Below are 18,150 nucleotides of genomic sequence, written 5' to 3' on the forward strand. Positions count from 1 at the left end.
ATCTGGCGGAGAGAGCGGGATTCGAACCCGCGAAGCGCGGTTTAGACGCTTACACACTTTCCAGGCGTGCTCCTTCAACCACTCGGACACCTCTCCGGGCCTGGGCCGACAGCGACGTCCGGTCGGGCTCAGGGCCGAGAATTCTAGCTGTCGCGGCGGTTTGCCACAAGTCGAGGCGATACGGTGGCGGCCGTCGCGGACGGGCGTGGCACAATGACCCGATCCGTTCCTGCGCTGCGCCGGCCGCTGCGGCAGGGGCCGCGCCGGCAGCGCGCAGCGGCTTCGAAGCGGTCGGTCCGACGCAGCCGGTCCAACGCAGCAAGTCCAACGCAGCCAAGTCCAGCACACGCAACCAAAGGGTCCGATGTCCTACCTCGTCCTCGCCCGCAAATGGCGCCCCAAGCGTTTCGCCGAGCTGGTCGGGCAGGAGCACGTGGTGCGTGCCCTGACCAATGCGCTCGACACCGGTCGCGTCCACCACGCCTTCCTGTTCACCGGCACCCGCGGCGTCGGCAAGACCACGATCGCGCGCATCTTCGCCAAATCCCTGAACTGCGAGCGCGGCACCTCGGCCGACCCCTGCGGCGAGTGCAATTCCTGCCGCGACATCGACGCCGGCCGCTTCATCGATCTGCTCGAGATCGACGCCGCCAGCAACACCGGCGTCGACGATGTGCGCGAGGTGATCGACAACGCCCAGTACATGCCCAGCCGTGGCCGGGTCAAGGTCTACCTGATCGACGAAGTGCACATGCTGTCGAAGTCGGCCTTCAACGCCTTGCTGAAGACGCTGGAAGAGCCGCCGGGGCATGTGAAGTTCCTGCTCGCGACCACCGATCCGCAGAAGCTGCCGGTGACGGTGCTGTCGCGCTGCCTGCAGTTCAATCTCAAGCGTCTGGACGAAGCTCAGATCGGCGGCCAGATCGGCCGCATCCTCGAGGCCGAGGGCATCGCCGCCGAGCCCGGAGCGATCCGCCAGCTCAGCAAGGCCGCCGACGGCAGTCTGCGCGACGGCTTGTCGCTGCTGGACCAGGCCATCGCCTATACCGGCAGCCAGCTCACCGACGCTGCGGTCGCGACCATGCTCGGCACCGTCGACCGCACCCGCGTCGGCGCGCTGCTGCAGGCGCTGGCCGACGGCAACGGCGCCGGCCTGCTTGCCGAGGTCGCGGCGCTGGCCGAGTTCTCGCCCGACTGGGGCGGCGTGCTCGACACCCTGGGCGAGGCCCTGCATCGCGTGCAGGTGCGCCAGTTGGTGCCGGAGGCGCCGATGGACACCGACGGCGTCGATGTCGATGCGCTCGCCGCGCAGCTGCGGCCCGAGGTGGTGCAGCTGTGGTACCAGATGGCGCTCAACGGCCGCCGCGACATCCCGCTGGCGCCCAGCCCGCGCGCCGGGTTCGAGATGAGCGTGCTGCGCATGCTGGCGTTCCGTCCGGCCGGCGGCGACGAGAATCGCGGCGCCGCGCCTGCGGGCTCCGGCGCGGGCGAGACGGCGCGCGGTTCCGCGGCGGCCGCGGCCGTCGCGGCGCTGGCCGCACCGTCGGCGCCGACGCGCGCCGCGCCGGTCGCTGCCGCGCCGGCGCTGGAGCCCGTGCGCGCGACTGCGCCACGAGTCGAGGCGCGAGTCGAGGCGCCTTGGGCTGAAGCGCCGCGTGCAGAAACCCCGCGTGCGGTCGAAACCCCGCGATCCGACGCCTCGGGCGTTGAGGCGCCGAGGGTTGAGCCGGCTCGCGTTGAACCGGCACGCATTGAAGCAGCACGCGACGAGGTTCCCTGGGCCGAACCGGCAGCGCCGCCGCGGCGCCCAGCATCCGCGCCGGAATCCGAGCGTCCCGCGCAGGACGTGCGCGAATCCGCTCCCGACTATTTCGCGCCGCCGGCAGCGGCCACGCCGCGCTCGGGCGCCGCCGGCATCGCCGATGCCGACGCCTGGCACGACCTGGTCGCCGGCAGCGGTCTGCGCGGTCCGGCGCGCCTGCTGGCCGAACACGCCGGCTTCGTCGGTTACGCCGACGGCGTGCTGCGGCTGTCGCTGCCCGCCACCGACGAGCACCTGCAGGCGCCGGCCCTGATCAAGATGGTCGCCGACGCGCTCGCGCCGCGGCTCGGCGGCGCGCCGCAGATCCGCTTCGAGTCCGCCCAGGCCGGCGAATCGCTGCGCGAGCGCAACGAGCGCGCGCGCGACCAGCGCCAGGCCTCGGCCGAGGACGCGTTCATGAACGATCCCGACGTGCAGCGCCTGATCTCGCAGCATGGCGCGCGGGTCGTGCCGGATTCGATCCGTCCCTTCGACGAGGCTTGAGGTCGGCGTCCGCCGGCCTTATTCCAGCTGTATCGCTTCCCCTTGCAGCGCGCCGCGTCCACCCGCGCCGCGCTATCCCCACCACCACGAAACAGGCAGGACACCATGCGCGGCAATATCGCCCAACTCATGCAGCAAGCGCAGAAGATGCAGGAAAACGTGCAGCGCGCTCAGGAAGAACTGGCCAAGATCGAAGTCACCGGCAACGCCGGCGGCGGCATGGTCAGCGTGACCATCACCGGCCGCATGGAGTGCCGCAAGGTGCGCATCGATCCCAGCGTGCTGACCGATCCGGAAATGGCCGAGGACCTGATCGCCGCCGCGTTCAACGACGCGGTCAACAAGGTCAACACCGAGTCGCAGGCCAAGATGTCCGCCGCCACCGCCGGCATGCCGATCCCGCCGGGCATGAAGATGCCGTTCTGAGCCATTCGGACACGTCGACATGAACCTGCATTTCGGAATCACCGCCGCGGTCGTCGCGGCCGGCCTGCTCGGCCTGGACCTGTACACGACCTGGGCGATCTGGCGCGAGCCGGACCTGACCGGCGCGCAGAAGGGCCTGCAGTCGGCCTTCGTCTGGCTGCTGCCGCTGCTGGGCGCGATCGTCTGCCTCAACGTGGTGCGCGCGATGAACCGCGAGCCGACCGCGCGCAGCACCTCGTTCACGCCGTCGGAGTGACGCAGTCGTCATGAGCAGCGCCTTGCTGGAGCAATTGATCGAGGCCTTCCGGGTGCTGCCCGGGGTGGGCCAGAAATCGGCCCAGCGCATGGCCTACCACGTGCTCGAACGCGAGCGCGCCGGCGGCCGGCGGCTGTCGGGCGCGCTCGCTGAGGCGATCGAGAAGGTCGGCCATTGCAGCCGCTGCCGCGACTTCAGCGAGACCGAGGTCTGCGCGACCTGCGCCAGCGCCGCGCGCGACGCGCACCTGCTGTGCGCGGTGGAATCGCCGGCCGACCGCCTTGCGATCGAGCAGGCCACCGGCTACCGCGGCCTGTACTTCGTGCTGCAGGGCCGGCTCAGCCCGCTCGACGGCATCGGCCCGCGCGAGCTCGGCCTGGACAGCCTGGGCGCGCGCCTGGCCGAGGGCGAGATCCAGGAACTGATCATCGCCACCAACCCGACCGTCGAGGGCGAGGCCACCGCGCATTACCTGGCCCAGCTCGCGCGCCAGCACGGCGTGCGCCCGAGCCGGCTCGCCCACGGCGTGCCGCTGGGCGGCGAGCTCGAGTACGTCGACCGCGGCACCTTGTCGCACGCCTTCGGCAGCCGCAGCGAGATGGGCCCCTGAGCCCCGATCACCCCCAGGAACCCGCCATGACCGACTCCACCATCTTCGGCAAGATCATCCGCCGCGAAATCCCGGCCGACGTCGTCTTCGAGGACGAGCACATGATCGCGTTCCGCGACATCGCGCCGCAGGCGCCGGTGCACGTGCTGTTCGTGCCCAAGACCCACGTGCCCACGCTCAACGACCTGCAGCCCGAGCAGGCCGACGTGGTCGGTCGCCTGGCCCACGCCGCGGCCGCCTACGCCAAGCGCGAAGGCTTCGCCGAAGACGGCTACCGCATCGTCATGAATTGCAACGGCCACGGCGGCCAGACCGTGTTCCAGATCCACCTGCACCTGCTCGCCGGCGCCCAGCTCGGGCGTTTCGGTACGCCGCGCTGAGGCGAGGATCCGGGCTGCATGTGGGAGCGGCGTAAGCCGCGACGCGAATGGGCGGCATGACGATCGCGGCTTACGCCGCTCCCACAGGAGGCGGCATCGCCGTCAGGGCCGCAACGCAGCCGGTGAACACCGATCCGAGACGCAAACGAAAAACGCCCGGGATTTCCCGGGCGTTTTCGTTATCGGCAAGGTGCAGCCGTTTTCACCACCAGCCCCACCACGGCCACGGCGCCGGACGCGTCATCACCACGTCGACCTGTTCGCGCACCGGCCACAGGTAGACCACGTCGGCGTCGACCATCGGGAAGCGGTAGTCGTACTGGCCGATGCGGCGGTTCTCGTAGCCGCTGATGCGGCCGGTGAAGGTCACTTCGCGGTTCTTCTCGAACAGGGCTGGATCGTAGAAGCCGGCGCGGCAGGCCAGGAAGCGGCCGCCGATGTCGTCGTTGGCCCAATACGGTCGGCCGCTGCCGCCCAGGCGGGTGGAGATCATCACGAAGCAGGTGCGGTTGGCCTGCGGTTCGACTTCGACCACGCGGCCGCCCCAGCGCACGGTGGCGCCGGTGCTGTCGTTGGCGACGGCGTCGGCCGGGGTGATCGGATTGAACGCGCCCTGCAGCGGTTGCGGCTGGGTCGCGCAGGCGGTCAGCAGGCCGATGCTCGCGGCCAGCAGTACCAGGCGGGGGTTAAGACGGACGTTCATCGGCCTTCTCCATTGGGGCCCGGGCGATGCGCGCGCAGCGCCCTGATCAGATCGCGCTTTTCACGGGCGTCGCGCCGCCCGGGTTCCGCTACAGCGTACCGCCAATCGGCGAAACGGTGGCTGAGCGACGCCAGCGCCGGACCCAACTCGGGGCGGCTGCGTGCGACCCGGTCGGACCAGTCCTGGGCCGGCTCGTGCGGTTCGCGCGCCAGGCCCAGGCGGCGGTAGCGACGGCCGAGCGCGTGCCAGGCGCGCAGGACCGGGTCGCGCTCGCGCTCGCCACGGCTGCTGAGCCAGACCATCCACAGCAGGGTCAGGCCGGCGGCTGCGCCGAACAAGGCTACCAAGCGCGTCGTGTCGAGCCTGTCGATGCCCAGCGGGCGCAGCAGGCTCTGCTGGCGGTTGGCGTCGAAGCCGAGCACGAAGTCGTTCCAGCCGCGCCGGGCCCAGTCGCCGAGGTTGAAGATCGGGGTCGCCACGGTCAGGCCGCCGAGCAGGCCGGCGCCCGGCGCGCGGTCGGCGAGGGTGTCGTAGACGCGTTCGGGGGCGACCGCGGCGGTCGGGTCCACGCGCACCCAGCCGCGCTGCGGCAACCAGACTTCGGCCCAGGCGTGGGCGTCGGAACGGCGCACCAGCCAATAGTCGCCGATCGGATTGCGGTAGCCGCCGGCGTAGCCGGTGACCACGCGCGCCGGAATCCCCGCGCCGCGCATCAGCACCACGAACGAGGAGCTGAAGTGTTCGCAGTAGCCGGCCTTGTAGTCGAACAGGAACTCGTCGACCGAATGCCGTCCGGGCAGGGGCGTGTCGAGGGTGTAGACGAACTCGCGATGGACCCAGTCCAGCGCGCGTTGCACCAGCGCGGCGTCGTTGCCGCCGGCCTCGCGGCGCCAGCGCTGCGCCAGGGCCAGGGTGCGCGGGTTGTAGCCCTTGGGCAGGTCCAGCGCGGCGGCGCGGAATACGCCCTGCAGTTGCGGCTGGTAGCGCAGCGGCGGCGCCGAGCGGATCCGCCAGCGGCTCAGCGCGTTCAACGGCCGCGCGGTGAACAAGCCGTGGTCGATCGATAGCCGCGTGTCCGGCGGCGCCGCCAGCGGCAGGTCCAGCGCGACCAGTTGGCGGCCGTCGGTGGGTTCGAGTTCGAGTTCGTAGTCCCAGCGCGTCCCGCCTGCGAGCGTCTGCGCCGGCGGCAGGCCGCGGTACCAGCGCGGCTGGGTCCATTCGCGGCCGTCGAAGTCCCACAGCACCGGGCCGCGCCAATACATCTGCGAGGGCTGCGGTACCGCGCCGTGGAAACGCACGCGCAGGGCCGGGGTCTCGTCGTTCATCAGCTCGGCCCAGCCGCCGGGCGTCATGCTGCCGGACAGGCCCGGCCGGCTCAGCGAGCGGTCGGGCACGCCCCACAGCGGCGCCCCCAGGCGCGGGAACAGCCAGAACGCCGCCAGCGCCAGCGGCAGGCCGATCGCGACCAGGCGCGCGATCCCGGCCAGGCGTTGCCAGTGACCGAGCCGGCGCACGCGCTCGCCGGATTCGAATTCGGCCAGGCGCTGCAGGGTCGCCAGGGCCAGCAGCGCCGCGATCAGGCCCAGGATCAGCGACAGCGGGCCCTGGTCGAGCAGGAAGGTGCCGAACGGCGCGAACAGGGCGAAGCCGATCAGGCTGCGCGCATCGCGCAGGGTCGACGTCTCGGCCGGCTTGATCGCGAGCATGGCCGCGAGCAGCGCGCAGCCGGTGTCGCGGCCGAGGCCGAAGTTCATCTGCATCATCACCGCGGCGATCAGCACCAGCGCCAGCAAGGCGCGCACCACGAAGTCGAGCGGGCGGCGCCACGACAGCGCCGCGATCGCGATCCCGCACAGGACGATCAGCCCGCCCAGCAGCGGCGTCAGCTGCAACAGCAGGGGCAGCATGCAGGCGGCTGCGGTCGACAGGGTCCAGCGGCGGCTGGCCGCATCCAACGGCATGGAGGACGGCTTAGCCATGCGGCATCAGCGCCAGCGCGCGCAAGCAGGCATGACGATGCTGGGAACCGCTGCTCGGGCCCAGTTCGGGTTGGCCGGGCAGCATCAGGCGGTAGCGGCGGCCGTCGCGTTCGGCTTCGTCGATCCAGCGCGCCAGGCGCGCGATCCGCGCTTCGTAAGCCAGCGGCAGCACCGCGCGCCAATCCAGGACCACGTCCGCGCCCAGCGGTTGCTCGTACTCGCGCACCAGCAGCGAATCGCGGCGCGCCGAGGGTTTCCAGGCGATCGCGCGGCGCGCGTCGCCGGTGCGGTAGCTGCGCAGATGATGGACGTCGTCGCCGCTGGGATGCAGGCGGGCCTGGATCTGATCGCCGCTGCCGGTGGGCAGCGGCGGGCCGTGCGGCTCGGGCGCGGGGTATACCAACAGCGGAGCGTCGGGCCATACGTAGGCCCAGGCGCGCGCCAGGCCCAGCGGGCGGGTGGTCGATACGCGCAAGCGCGGCAGGTCGAACCAGCCGCGGCGGTGGGTCGCGAATTCGAGTTCGGCTTCGCCGCCGCCGGCTTCGAGGTCCAGCGGAGCGAGGGTGTCGGAGTCGCCGTCGTCGTCGACGCGCAGGCCGCGCCGCGCGCGTTCGGGCGGCGCCTTGGCGTGCACGCGTACGCGCAGCGGCTGGCCGGCGGCGATCGGTTCGGCGTCGATCGCGACCACGCTCAGGCCGGTCAGCTGCATCTGCGCTGCTATCAAACTGGCCAGGCCGGCGCCGGACAGCAACAGCGCCAGCAGCAGGGCCGGGTTGTTGTTGTAGTTCAGCGCGCCCAGCAGCATCGCCATCAGCAGGATCGCGAAGAACAATCCGAAGCCGGTCGGCAGCACGTAGACGCGGCCGCGGTGGAGCAACGCGGGCAAGGCTTCGGGTTCGCGCGGACGCGCGAACTTGCGCAGGCGCGCGCGCAGTCGCGGAGTCTGCGCCATGCGCTCAGTCCACCGGCACCGCGTGCAGGATCGCCTTGGCCAGCGCGCCGTCGTGGCCGGCATCGGCGTCGGCGACCAGGCGGTGCGCGGCGACCGAAGCGAACAGCGCCTGCACGTCTTCCGGCAATACATGCGCGCGACCGAGCAGCAAGGCGTAGGCGCGCGCGGCGCGCAGCAGGGCCAGGCCGGCGCGCGGCGACAGACCCACGCGCACCCCCGGATGGCGGCGGCTGCGCGCGAGCAGTGCCTGCACGTAGCCGATCAGCGCATCGCTGGCATGCACTGCGTTCACCGCGCGGCGCGCGGCCAGCACGTCGTCGCTGCCCAGCAGCGGCATGGTCTGGGCGATCAGGTCGCGGCGATCGGCGCCGGCGAGCAGGTCGCGTTCGGCGGCTTCGCCGGGATAGCCCAGCGCCAGCCGCAGCAGGAAGCGATCGAGTTGCGAGTCCGGCAGCGGATAGGTGCCGGCCAGATCGACCGGGTTCTGGGTGGCGATGACGAAGAACGGATCCGGCAGCGGATGGGTGGTGCCGTCGACGGTGACCTGGTGTTCGGCCATGGCTTCCAGCAGCGCGCTCTGGGTGCGCGGCGGCGCGCGGTTGATTTCGTCGGCCAGCAGCACCTGGGTGAACACCGGGCCGGGATGGAACTGGAAGCTGCGCGCCTGCGGATCGAACACCGACACCCCGAGCACGTCCGCCGGCAGCAGGTCGGAGGTGAACTGCACGCGCTGGAAGTCCAGGCCCAGCGTCGCCGCCAGCGCATGCGCGAGCGTGGTCTTGCCCAGGCCGGGCAGGTCTTCGATCAGCAGATGGCCGTCGGACAGCAGCGCGACGAACGCGAGCCGGACTTCGTGCGGCTTGCCCAGCACCAGGCCGTTGACCTGCGCCTGCGCGCGATCGAGGGCGCTGCGCAGGCCATCGGTTAGCATGGATGCCGTCGTGGGGGATGCCGCCATCGTGCTCGTCTCCTGAAGATCACGTCGAAAATCCGGATGGGCGCGAACTGCAGGTGGTTCGGGCGCCGCCCGGTGCCGGACCGGCGCTGCGCTCCTGCGCGGCGTCCGTCCGAGTCGAGTCCATCAGAGTGTAGCGAGGTCGCGAGTCGATGCGGGATGCAAACCAGGCCGACGCACATCAGGCCGACGCGATGCGCCGCGCTTTTTGGGGTCTGTGGACCGTCGTGCTCGTGCTCAAGCTGCTGGTCGCCGCGCGCCTGCCGCTGTTCGTCGACGAAGCTTTCTATTGGTGGGAGGGCCGGCATCCGGCCGCTGCCTACTCGGACCTGCCCGGGCTCACCGCATGGCTCACCCGCATCGGCACGGCGCTCGGCGGCGAGCACGCGCTGGCCTTGCGCGCGCCATTCCTGCTGATCGCCGCGCTACTGCCGCTGCTGGTGCAGCGCATCGCCGCGCGCGAGTACGGCGCGCAGGCCGGTTGGCAGGCGGCGTGCTTCGCCTTGCTACTGCCCTTGGGCGGCACGCTCGGGCTGTTGGCGCTGCCGGACGCGGCGATGGCCTTGGCGACGCTGCTGTGCATGGACGCGGGTGCGCGCCTGTTGCGTCGCGTCGATTCGGCGGCCGCGCTGGAACTGGCCGCCGGCCTGAGCATCGGCGCGCTCAGCCACTATCGTTTCATCGCCGTGATCGGCGTCGGCTTTCTGGCTTTGCTGATGTTGGCCGATGGCCGCCGCGCCCTGCGCGACGCGCGCACGTTGACCGCGATCGCGATCGGCGCTTCGGCATGGGCGCCGCTGATGTTCTGGAACGTCGCCAACGCCGAGGCCGGCCTGCGCTTCCAGCTGGTCGACCGCCACCCCTGGGCCTTCCATGCCGACGGGCTGTGGTTCATCGCGATCCAGGCGCTGCTGGTCACGCCGCCGCTGTTCCTGGCCCTGGCCGTCGCGGCCTGGCGCGGGCGCGGCGCGCAGGCGCATGCCACGCGTTATTTCGCCTTGCTCGGCGGCTTGCTGGTGCTGGGCTTCTTCGCCTTGGGTTTCTTCGCCGACACCGAGCGGGTCAGCTTCCACTGGCCCTTGCCCGGCTATTTCGCCCTGCTGCCGCTGCTGCCGGCAGTGCTCGCGGGCTGGCCGCGCTGGGCCCGGCGCGGCACCTGGATCGCCGCTGCACTGGGCCTGCTGTCGATGCTGGGCTACTACGTCGCGGTGTCGGTGCCGGAGTTGCGTGCGCGCAGCGCTGCGGAGAAGTGGTACCCGGGCAACTTCGCCGGTTGGGACGAGCTCGCCGCGCGCGTGCAGGCGGCGCGCACGCGCATGCCGGCGGGCACGCGCTTGGTCGCGGACAATTTCAAGGTCGCCGCGGAACTCGGTTTCGCTCTGCGCGATCCGCGCATCGCGGTGCTGGACCATCCGCTCAATCGCAAGCACGGGCGCGCGCCGCAATTGCGCCTGTGGGGCCTGAGCAGCGCCGGCCGCGCCGATTGGGGCGACGCGCCGGTGTTGCTGGTGGTCGGCGCCAGCGAGGTCGAATACAAGAACCTGCTCGACCGCTACCACGCCTTGTGCGCGATGGTCGGTCCGCTGCCGGCGCCGGACGTGCTCAACGTCGATCACGGCCGCCAGCGTTTCCTGTTGTTCGCGCTGGACCGCCCGCGCAGCGGCCCTTGCACGACACCGGCGATGGCCTGGATCGATGCGCCGGTTTCGCGCGCCCAAGTCGGGCGCACGTTCGCGCTGCGTGGCTGGGCGTTCAAGGACGGGGTCGGCCTGGACGGCGTCGAGATCACCTTGGACGGCCGCCCGCTGGCGCAGGCGCGCTACGGTCTGGAGCGCCTGGACGTGCAGGCCTATTGGGCGCGCTCGCGCGATCCGCAGCAGCCCATGGTGGGCTTCACCGCGCAGGCGGCCCTGGATGCGAGCGTGCGGCCGGGCCGGCATTGGCTGGGCCTGCGTTTGCGCGGCCGCGACGGCAGCGTCGAGACCTGGTCGGAGCAACCGATCGAGATCGTCGCAGCGGCGCCCTGAGCGCGCGACGCCGACGCGGAGCGACCGCGTCGGCGCGCGGGTGCGGCCCTTATTCCTGCGGCGCGACGTCGAGATAACCGCCGGCTGCGGCCACCGCGGCCCACAACTCCGGCTTGGTCTTGAACGACTGATCGAACATGCGCTCGGCGGTCGCGCGATCGCCCTGCATCAGATAGTAGGCGCCGATCTCGGCCAGCTTGGTCTGATCGTCGTCGGTGTCCTTCAAATAGCGATCGAACATGGCCTTGGCCTTGTCCCACTCGCCGGCTTCACGGTAGACGCGGGCGATGCGGTAGAAATCGGTGTCTTCGGCCTTGCCGGCGAGCACCTCGTCGAAGATTGCCTGGCCATCGGCCTTGAGCCCGCCGAGGTAATAGACCCGGCCGACCGCGATGCGCTCCCAGCTGCCCTTGCCGGCCAGCGTCCTGGCGGTCTGCAGCAGGGCCTTGGCGGCTTCCTGCTTGGGCTGGCCGTGGTAGGCCGGCTTGGCGACCTTCTGCGCGGCATAGCCGACCGCGATGCCCGAGACGAACAGAACCCCCGCGACCGCTGCGGTACGAATCTTCATGCTGGTTTTCCCCCTGGATAGTCCGACGAGCATAGCCAAGCGCCGCGGCCGCGTCAGGCCTGCGATGCGGTGATGCGGCGAAACGTGAGTGGGGCCAGGGCAGGGCTAGGGCAGGGCGTAGCCGGCCGCGCGCAGCAGGCGCGCGGTCGCGATCAGCGGCAGACCGATCAGGGCGCTGGGGTCGTGGCTGTCGATCGCCTCGAACAGGGCGATGCCCAGGCCTTCGGACTTGAAACTGCCAGCGCAGTCGTAGGGCTGCTCGGCGTCGACGTAGCGTTCGATCTCGGCCAGGCTCAGGTCGCGGAAGCGCACCACGGTCAGGTCCAGGGCCTGCTGCGGCGCGCGATCGGCACGGGCCAGGCAGAGCGCGGTCTGGAATCGCACCTCGCGGCCCGACATCGCGCTCAGCTGCGCGATCGCGTTGGCGCGGTCGCCGGGCTTGCCGATCGGCCGGCCGTCGAACTCGGCGACCTGGTCCGAGCCCAGCACCCAGGCCCCGGGCATACGCCCGGCCACGTCTTCGGCCTTGGCCCGGGCCAGGCGCACGGCCAGGTCGGGCGGCGGCTCGCCCAGGCGCGGGGTCTCGTCGGCCTGTGGGCGGGCGCAGTCGAAGGGCAGGCGCAGGCGCTGCAGCAGCTCGCGCCGGTAGGCCGAGGTCGAGGCCAGGACCAGCGGGGAGGGAGCGCTCATGGTGGCGCCGTTCAGGCCAGCGGCGCGCGGGCGCGCTCGATCTGCGACAGCTGCTGCTCGATCCGGCCGCGCGCGGTGTCGATCGACAGGCGCACCTCGGCCAATTGCTCGACGCTGGCCGAATCGCCGTGGTCGCGCAGCCACAGGCGCTGGCGCAGCATTTCGCGCATGGCGTCGCCGACCGGGTCCAGGGCCAGGTCGCCGGCGACCGCCTCGATCTCGGCCCGGGCCATGCGCAGGCGGGCCTCCAGGGCGTCGGCGGCATCCAGCAGTTCGCGCACCGCGCGCTGGCGGCGGCCGGAGCCCGCGCGGCGCAAGCTGAACGCGACCACGGCGGCCGCGAGCGCGACCAGAAGCAAGGTCAGGGTGGTGGACACGGCGGGTCGGCTGAACGCTGGGAAGATCCGGAGTCTGACCCGACGGCCCCGCCGGCGGCAAATCCCCGCCCCGTCTGGCTTTCCGGTTTGACATCAGGGGGTTGGGTCTCTAACATTCCGCGGCTTATGTCAGCGGACGTGCCAGCCGGGCGGGTGCCCGAAGTACTCGATGCCTGGCGCCTGGTAGCCGCAAGGCGCGGCGTCGAGGGGCGCGTGCCGTTGTCGTCGTTCAAGCGGCTGCAGGACAGTCTGCTCGATACCGAGGGTGACGTGACGTTCTCGTTGGATTTCGCCAACGACGAGCTGCAGGTGCCCTACGTCGAGCTGAAGATCGATACGGCGTTGCCGCTGCTGTGCCAGCGCAGCCTGGAGCGGTTCCTGCTGCCGGTGCAGATCGTGCAGCGCCTGGGCTTGATCCGCGAGGAAGCGGACGAGGCCGGGTTGCCGCCGGGTTACGAACCGCTGCTGATGCCGGAAGACGGCCAGCTGCGGACCATCGAGCTGGTCGAGGACGAACTCATCCTCGCCGTTCCGGTGGTGCCGATGGCTCCTGGCACGGAAGCGATGGAGCAGGACTGGCCGGCCCCCGAGGCCGAACAGGAACGCGCCAATCCGTTCGCGGCGTTGTCGACGTTGAAGAACAAATCGAACTGATCCATCGCGACGCGCTTCGCAACACGCGTCCGGGCACCACCGGCAAATCCCGCTTTTGATCCGAATTTTGATCCGAATATCCGTCTCTTTCGGTTCCTAACAGTTTCAGTTTCCACAGTTTCTCTTGGAGCAAGACCATGGCTGTCCAGAAGTCCCGCGTTTCCCCGTCCCGCCGCGGCCAGCGCCGCGCCCACGACGCGCTGACCAGCAAGCAGCTGGCCACCGACCCGACCACCGGCGAAACCCATCTCCGCCACCACGTCACCGCCGACGGCTACTACCGCGGCAAGAAGGTGATCAACACCCAGACCACGGTCGCCGACGAAGAGTAATCTTCGGTCGCCCGTCGCGCCGCGCGCACGCTCAGGCGGCGCGCGGGGCCGTCGCCGATCCGGCCGCTGCTAGAACCACACAGCACGAGGACCTGCGGCCGCCACGGCGGGGTTCCGCCGCCAGCGCGTCTGGCGGAATGGCCCGAGAGGGGCCTGACTAGGGTTCCGCAGCGGAGTGGTGATGACTGAGCAGCGCAAGCAAGACAGGGTCTATTCGCGTATCGCGGGCACCGGCAGCTATCTGCCGGAGAAGATCCTGACCAACGACGACCTCGCCAAGATGGTCGACACCAGCGACGAGTGGATCGCGGCCCGTACCGGCATACGCGAGCGCCACATCGTCGCCGAAGGCGAAACCACCTGCGATCTGGCGTATCACGCCTCGATGCGCGCGCTCGAAGCCGCCGGCGTCGATCCGCAGGACCTGGACCTGATCGTGCTCGGCACGACCACGCCGGATCTGATTTTTCCGTCCACCGCCTGCCTGCTGCAGCACCGCCTGGGTGCCAACGGCTGCGCCGCGTTCGACGTCAACGCCGCCTGTTCGGGCTTCGTCTACGCCTTAACCGTGGCCGACAAGTTCATCCAGTCCGGCGCGGCCAAGACCGTGCTGGTGGTCGGCGCGGAAACCCTGACCCGCATGATCGACTGGAGCGACCGCGGCACCTGCGTGCTGTTCGGCGACGGCGCCGGCGCGGTGGTGCTCAAGGCCGACAGCGAAACCGGCATCCTCAGCACCCATCTGCACGCCGACGGCGGCAAGAAGGAGCTGCTGTGGAACCCGGTCGGCGTCTCGGCCGGCTTCAAGCTCGACGAGCCCAACGCCGGCGTCAAGGTGCTGATGACCGGCAACGAAGTCTTCAAGCACGCGGTCAAGGCGCTGGATTCGGTGGTCGAAGAGACCCTGGACGCCAACGGCCTGGACCGTCACGACATCGACTGGCTGATCCCGCATCAAGCCAATCTGCGCATCATCGAAGCCACGGCCAAGCGCCTGGACATGCCGATGGAGCGGGTGATCGTCACCGTCGACAAGCACGGCAACACTTCTTCGGGCTCGGTGCCGCTGGCGCTGGACGAAGCGGTGCGCTCCGGCCGCGTGCAGCGCGGCCAGCTGGTGCTGCTGGAGGCCTTCGGCGGCGGCTTCACCTGGGGTTCGGCGCTGCTGCGCTACTGACCCGCGCCGGCCATCGCCGAACGCAACGAACGCGCCCGCACCGTCGGGCGCGTTCGCTTTTGCGCGTCCGGATTCGCGTCATCGGAACTGTCGCAATGCGTCACGATACGCGCGGGTACAGACGATGACGCGGTTTCGCTCGTATCATGCCGGTCCTTACTCGGACTGGACCGGCGTTCGCGCCACGACTCGATGAGCCACGACTCCCTCGCCTTCGTGTTTCCCGGACAGGGCTCGCAATCGCTGGGCATGCTCGCCGAGCTGTCCGAGCTGCATCCGCTGATCCGCGAGACCTTCGCCGAGGCCAGCGACGGCGCGGCCACCGATCTGTGGGCGCTGAGCCAGGCCGGCCCGGAAGAAATGCTCAACCGCACCGAATACACCCAGCCGGCGCTGCTGGCCGCGGGCGTGGCGGTGTGGCGCCTGTGGCAGGCGCAGGGCGGTGCGCAGCCGGTGCTGCTGGCCGGTCACAGCCTGGGCGAGTACACCGCGCTGGTCGCGGCCGGCGCCCTGTCGCTGAAGGACGCCGCGCACCTGGTGCGTCTGCGCGGCCAGTTCATGCAGGACGCGGCGCCCGCGGGCACCGGTGCCATGGCCGCGGTGCTCGGCGCCGAGGACGCGCTGGTGCAGGAGGTCTGCGCCGCCGTGTCCGGCAAGGACGTGGTGGTACCGGCCAATTACAACTCGCCCGGCCAGATCGTGATCGGCGGCCACGCCGCCGCGGTCGATGCCGCGCTGGTCCAGCTCGCCGAACGCGGCGTGCGCAAGGCGGTCACGCTGGCCGTCAGCGTGCCCTCGCATACGCCGCTGATGCGCGACGCCGCCAACCGCCTCGGCGAAGCGATGGCCGGCCTGAGCTGGCACGCGCCGAAGCTGCCGGTGGTGCAGAACGTCGACGCCCAGGCGCATGCCGGCCTCGACGCGATCCGCGACGCGCTGGTGCGCCAGCTGTACCTGCCGGTGCAGTGGACCGGCTGCGTGCAGGCGCTGGCCGCGCGCGGCGTGACCCGCATCGCCGAATGCGGCCCGGGCAAGGTCCTGGCCGGCCTGGTCAAGCGCATCGACAAGTCGCTGGACGCGCGCCCGCTGGGCACGGTCGGCGATTTCGAGGCCGCCCTGGCGGACTGGCCGCAGGCCTGACCCTTATCCTCGTTGGGCCGGCTGCGCGATACGCCCGTTTCGGGCGATGATCGCGCCGACGCCGCACCGAACCGTACGCACCGAACCGTAGAAACGGAGCACACATGAGCACTGGACCCCTCGCGGGCGAAATCGCCCTGGTCACCGGCGCCAGCCGCGGCATCGGCGCCGCCATTGCCGACGAACTGGCCGCGCAGGGCGCGACCGTGATCGGCACCGCGACCAGCGATGCCGGCGCCGCCGCGATCGGCGAGCGCCTGGCCGCGCAGGGCGGCCACGGCCGCAAGCTCGACGTCGCCGACGCCGCCTCGATCGAAGCGGTGCTCGACGCGATCGCCAAGGACATCGGCGCCATCTCGATCCTGGTCAACAACGCCGGCATCACCCGCGACAACCTGCTGATGCGGATGAAGGACGAGGACTGGCAGGCGATCCTGGACACCAACCTGACCAGCGTGTTCCGCACCAGCAAGGCGGTGATGCGCTCGATGATGAAGGCGCGCAAGGGCCGCATCGTCAATATCGCCTCGGTGATCGGCGTGACCGGCAACGCCGGCCAGGCCAACTACGCCGCGGCCAAGGCCGGCATCATCGCCTTCAGCAAGTCGATGGCGCGCGAGATCGGCAGCCGCGGCATCACCGTCAATGTGGTCGCGCCCGGCTTCATCGACACCGACATGACCCGCTCGCTGCCCGAGGACGCGAAAAACGCGATGCTCGGCCAGATCGCGTTGGGCCGTTTCGGCGAACCGGCCGACATCGCCCGCGCGGTGGCGTTCCTGGCCGGCCCCTCGGCGGCCTACATCACCGGCGAGACCCTGCACGTCAACGGCGGCATGTACATGCCATGAGCCGTCGTTGCGACGCGTAAACGATTGAACCAAAAGGGGTTTCGCGCATGCTCGCGAACGCCCTCGATTCCATTAGACTATTCCATCGAAAACCCCTCACGGGAGGAGCACAAACTCATGAGCAGCATCGAAGAACGCGTCAAGAAGATCGTGGTCGAACAGCTTGGCGTTAAGGAAGAAGAAGTCACCAACAACGCTTCGTTCGTCGACGACCTCGGCGCGGATTCGCTCGACACCGTCGAGCTGGTGATGGCCCTCGAAGAAGAGTTCGAGTGCGAGATCCCGGACGAAGAGGCCGAGAAGATCACCTCGGTGCAGCAGGCGATCGATTACGTCAAGGCTCACGTCAAGTCGTAATCGGACGAAGGCGGCGCGGCGGCCGGTACCAGCGGACCGTCGGCGTTGCCGGCAAAACCATACCGGGGCCGCATTGCGGCCCCGCGTTTTTAGGGCCGGTGGATACGCCGGCGTAGCGTCGAAAACCGCGTCAACAGTCGCATCAACAGTACGGAGTGCTCCATGTCCAACCGTCGCGTAGTGATTACCGGCCTCGGCATCGTTTCCCCGCTCGGCAACGACCTGGCCAGCAACTGGGACGGGATCGTCAACGGCCGCTCCGGCATCGGTCCGATCACCTGGTTCGACGCGTCGAACTTCACCACCCGCATCGCCGGCGAAGTCCGCGACTTCGACATCGGCAAGTGGGTCGGCCCGAAAGACGCCAAGAAGATGGACGAGTTCATCCACTACGGCGTCGCCGCCTCGATGATGGCGATGGAAGACGCGGGCCTGGTCGTGGACGAGTCCAACGCCGAGCGCATCGGCGCGCTGATCGGCTCGGGCATCGGCGGCCTGCTCGGCATCGAAGAGCAGACCATCAAGTATTACGAGGGCGGCCCGCGCAAGATCTCGCCGTTCTACGTGCCCAGCACCATCATCAACATGCTGCCCGGCCAGGTCTCGCTGCTGACCGGCATCAAGGGCCCCAATTTCTCCGCCGTCTCGGCCTGCGCCACCTCCAACCATTCCATCGGCATGGCGATGCGCATGATCCAGTACGGCGACGCCGACGTGATGATCGCCGGCGGTGCCGAGCGCGGCGCCTCGCAGACCTCGGTCGGCGGTTTCTGCTCGATGAAGGCGATGTCGACGCGCAACGACGATCCCACCCGCGCCTCGCGGCCCTGGGACAAGGACCGCGACGGCTTCGTGCTCGGCGACGGCGCCGGCATCCTGGTGCTCGAGGAATACGAACGCGCCAAGGCGCGCGGTGCGCGCATCTATTGCGAACTGGCCGGCTTCGGCGCGACCTCGGACGCCTTCCACATGACCGCGCCCAGCGAGAACGGCGAAGGCCCGGCGCGCTGCATGACCGCGGCGTTGAAGGACGCCAGGATCAACCCCGAGGACGTGGCCTACCTCAACGCCCACGGCACCTCGACGCCGCTGGGCGACGTCGCCGAAACCCTGGCGATCAAGCGCGCGCTCGGCGACCACGCCTACAAGACCATGGTCAGCTCGACCAAGTCGATGACCGGCCACCTGCTGGGCGCGGCCGGCGGCGCCGAGGCGATCTACTCGGTGCTGGCGCTGCACCACGGCATCATCCCGCCGACCATCAACCTGGATCAGCCGGGCGAAGGCTGCGACCTGGACTACGTGCCCAACGTGGCGCGCGAGAAGAAGATCGACGTCGCCGTCTCCAACGGCTTCGGCTTCGGCGGCACCAACGGCACCCTGGTGTTCAAGCGGATCTGACCCGCACCGC

General features: G+C 70.2%; 20 protein-coding genes and 1 tRNA gene. 13 read left to right on the top strand and 8 right to left on the bottom strand.

The genetic code is table 11. The features are described from left to right. Positions 1-3: 3 nt before the first annotated feature. A tRNA-Ser gene (locus ASD78_RS16990) sits at positions 4-96 on the bottom strand. 268 nt (positions 97-364) lie between these two features. Here ASD78_RS16990 and dnaX point away from each other — a divergent pair. The 5 genes from dnaX to ASD78_RS17015 all read left to right on the top strand — a co-directional run bounded on the left by dnaX (position 365) and on the right by ASD78_RS17015 (position 3,977). Beyond that, complete coding sequence (dnaX, locus tag ASD78_RS16995; protein ID WP_056103579.1) at positions 365-2,305, top strand: DNA polymerase III subunit gamma/tau; 1,941 nt, start codon at positions 365-367, stop codon at positions 2,303-2,305. A 105-nt stretch (positions 2,306-2,410) separates the two neighbouring features. Further along, entirely contained in the window at positions 2,411-2,731 is a 321-nt protein-coding gene (locus ASD78_RS17000) for a YbaB/EbfC family nucleoid-associated protein (protein WP_055909658.1), read from the top strand. 19 nt (positions 2,732-2,750) lie between these two features. Then, a complete protein-coding gene (locus ASD78_RS17005; protein ID WP_055909660.1) occupies positions 2,751-2,987 on the top strand; it encodes a hypothetical protein in 237 nt (78 codons plus the stop codon). 10 nt (positions 2,988-2,997) lie between these two features. Next, positions 2,998-3,597 carry a recombination mediator RecR gene (gene recR / locus ASD78_RS17010; protein ID WP_056103581.1) on the top strand — a complete coding sequence of 200 codons (600 nt, stop codon included), beginning with the start codon at positions 2,998-3,000 and terminating at the stop codon, positions 3,595-3,597. A 26-nt stretch (positions 3,598-3,623) separates the two neighbouring features. Then, positions 3,624-3,977, top strand: a complete 354-nt coding sequence (locus ASD78_RS17015) for a histidine triad nucleotide-binding protein (RefSeq protein WP_055909666.1) — start codon at positions 3,624-3,626, stop codon at positions 3,975-3,977. A 202-nt stretch (positions 3,978-4,179) separates the two neighbouring features. Here the strand turns inward: ASD78_RS17015 and ASD78_RS17020 are convergent, their stop codons facing one another. The 4 genes from ASD78_RS17020 to ASD78_RS17035 are packed head-to-tail and all read right to left on the bottom strand — an operon-like array spanning position 4,180 to position 8,569. Next, on the bottom strand, positions 4,180-4,680 hold the full coding sequence (locus tag ASD78_RS17020; RefSeq protein WP_055909671.1) for a Slp family lipoprotein: 501 nt from the start codon (positions 4,678-4,680) through the stop codon (positions 4,180-4,182). Continuing rightward, positions 4,677-6,659 carry a DUF3488 and transglutaminase-like domain-containing protein gene (locus ASD78_RS17025; RefSeq protein WP_056103583.1) on the bottom strand — a complete coding sequence of 661 codons (1,983 nt, stop codon included), beginning with the start codon at positions 6,657-6,659 and terminating at the stop codon, positions 4,677-4,679. The genes ASD78_RS17020 and ASD78_RS17025 overlap by 4 nt, the downstream gene beginning before the upstream one ends. Then, complete coding sequence (locus tag ASD78_RS17030; RefSeq protein ID WP_056103586.1) at positions 6,652-7,611, bottom strand: DUF58 domain-containing protein; 960 nt, start codon at positions 7,609-7,611, stop codon at positions 6,652-6,654. Before ASD78_RS17030 ends, ASD78_RS17025 begins: the two co-directional genes overlap by 8 nt. Before the next feature lie 4 nt (positions 7,612-7,615). Beyond that, entirely contained in the window at positions 7,616-8,569 is a 954-nt protein-coding gene (locus tag ASD78_RS17035) for an AAA family ATPase (RefSeq protein WP_055909680.1), read from the bottom strand. A gap of 191 nt (positions 8,570-8,760) precedes the next feature. On the opposite strand from ASD78_RS17035, the gene ASD78_RS17040 reads away from it, so the two are divergent. After that, entirely contained in the window at positions 8,761-10,593 is a 1,833-nt protein-coding gene (locus ASD78_RS17040; RefSeq protein ID WP_056103874.1) for a glycosyltransferase family 39 protein, read from the top strand. A gap of 49 nt (positions 10,594-10,642) precedes the next feature. Here the strand turns inward: ASD78_RS17040 and ASD78_RS17045 are convergent, their stop codons facing one another. From ASD78_RS17045 to ASD78_RS17055, 3 genes are all read right to left on the bottom strand, one after another. Next, on the bottom strand, positions 10,643-11,161 hold the full coding sequence (locus ASD78_RS17045) for a tetratricopeptide repeat protein (RefSeq protein ID WP_055909683.1): 519 nt from the start codon (positions 11,159-11,161) through the stop codon (positions 10,643-10,645). A 105-nt stretch (positions 11,162-11,266) separates the two neighbouring features. After that, on the bottom strand, positions 11,267-11,851 hold the full coding sequence (locus ASD78_RS17050) for a Maf family nucleotide pyrophosphatase (protein WP_056103589.1): 585 nt from the start codon (positions 11,849-11,851) through the stop codon (positions 11,267-11,269). 11 nt (positions 11,852-11,862) lie between these two features. Next, positions 11,863-12,228: a hypothetical protein gene (locus tag ASD78_RS17055; RefSeq protein ID WP_055909690.1), complete on the bottom strand. Its 366-nt coding sequence runs from the start codon at positions 12,226-12,228 to the stop codon at positions 11,863-11,865. Between the two features lie 126 nt (positions 12,229-12,354). Here ASD78_RS17055 and ASD78_RS17060 point away from each other — a divergent pair, with 126 nt between their 5' ends. From ASD78_RS17060 to fabF, 7 genes are all read left to right on the top strand, one after another. Further along, positions 12,355-12,882 (top strand): YceD family protein, encoded by a 528-nt coding sequence (locus ASD78_RS17060; protein ID WP_056103592.1) that lies wholly within the window; start codon positions 12,355-12,357, stop codon positions 12,880-12,882. Between the two features lie 137 nt (positions 12,883-13,019). Then, on the top strand, positions 13,020-13,214 hold the full coding sequence (gene rpmF / locus ASD78_RS17065; protein WP_055909694.1) for a 50S ribosomal protein L32: 195 nt from the start codon (positions 13,020-13,022) through the stop codon (positions 13,212-13,214). A gap of 181 nt (positions 13,215-13,395) precedes the next feature. Continuing rightward, the gene (locus tag ASD78_RS17070) at positions 13,396-14,391 is read left to right on the top strand and encodes a beta-ketoacyl-ACP synthase III (protein WP_056103595.1); all 996 of its coding nucleotides are present in this window, start codon (positions 13,396-13,398) and stop codon (positions 14,389-14,391) included. 192 nt (positions 14,392-14,583) lie between these two features. Continuing rightward, positions 14,584-15,531: an ACP S-malonyltransferase gene (gene fabD, locus ASD78_RS17075; protein ID WP_056103597.1), complete on the top strand. Its 948-nt coding sequence runs from the start codon at positions 14,584-14,586 to the stop codon at positions 15,529-15,531. A 104-nt stretch (positions 15,532-15,635) separates the two neighbouring features. Further along, a complete protein-coding gene (gene fabG / locus ASD78_RS17080; RefSeq protein WP_056103599.1) occupies positions 15,636-16,382 on the top strand; it encodes a 3-oxoacyl-ACP reductase FabG in 747 nt (248 codons plus the stop codon). Positions 16,383-16,499: 117 nt separating this feature from the next. Then, a complete protein-coding gene (gene acpP, locus ASD78_RS17085; RefSeq protein WP_031373652.1) occupies positions 16,500-16,739 on the top strand; it encodes an acyl carrier protein in 240 nt (79 codons plus the stop codon). Between the two features lie 162 nt (positions 16,740-16,901). After that, on the top strand, positions 16,902-18,140 hold the full coding sequence (gene fabF, locus ASD78_RS17090; protein WP_056103602.1) for a beta-ketoacyl-ACP synthase II: 1,239 nt from the start codon (positions 16,902-16,904) through the stop codon (positions 18,138-18,140). Positions 18,141-18,150 lie beyond the last annotated feature (10 nt).

This window comes from Lysobacter sp. Root667 (assembly GCF_001427715.1).
Taxonomy (GTDB): Bacteria; Pseudomonadota; Gammaproteobacteria; order Xanthomonadales; family Xanthomonadaceae; genus Lysobacter.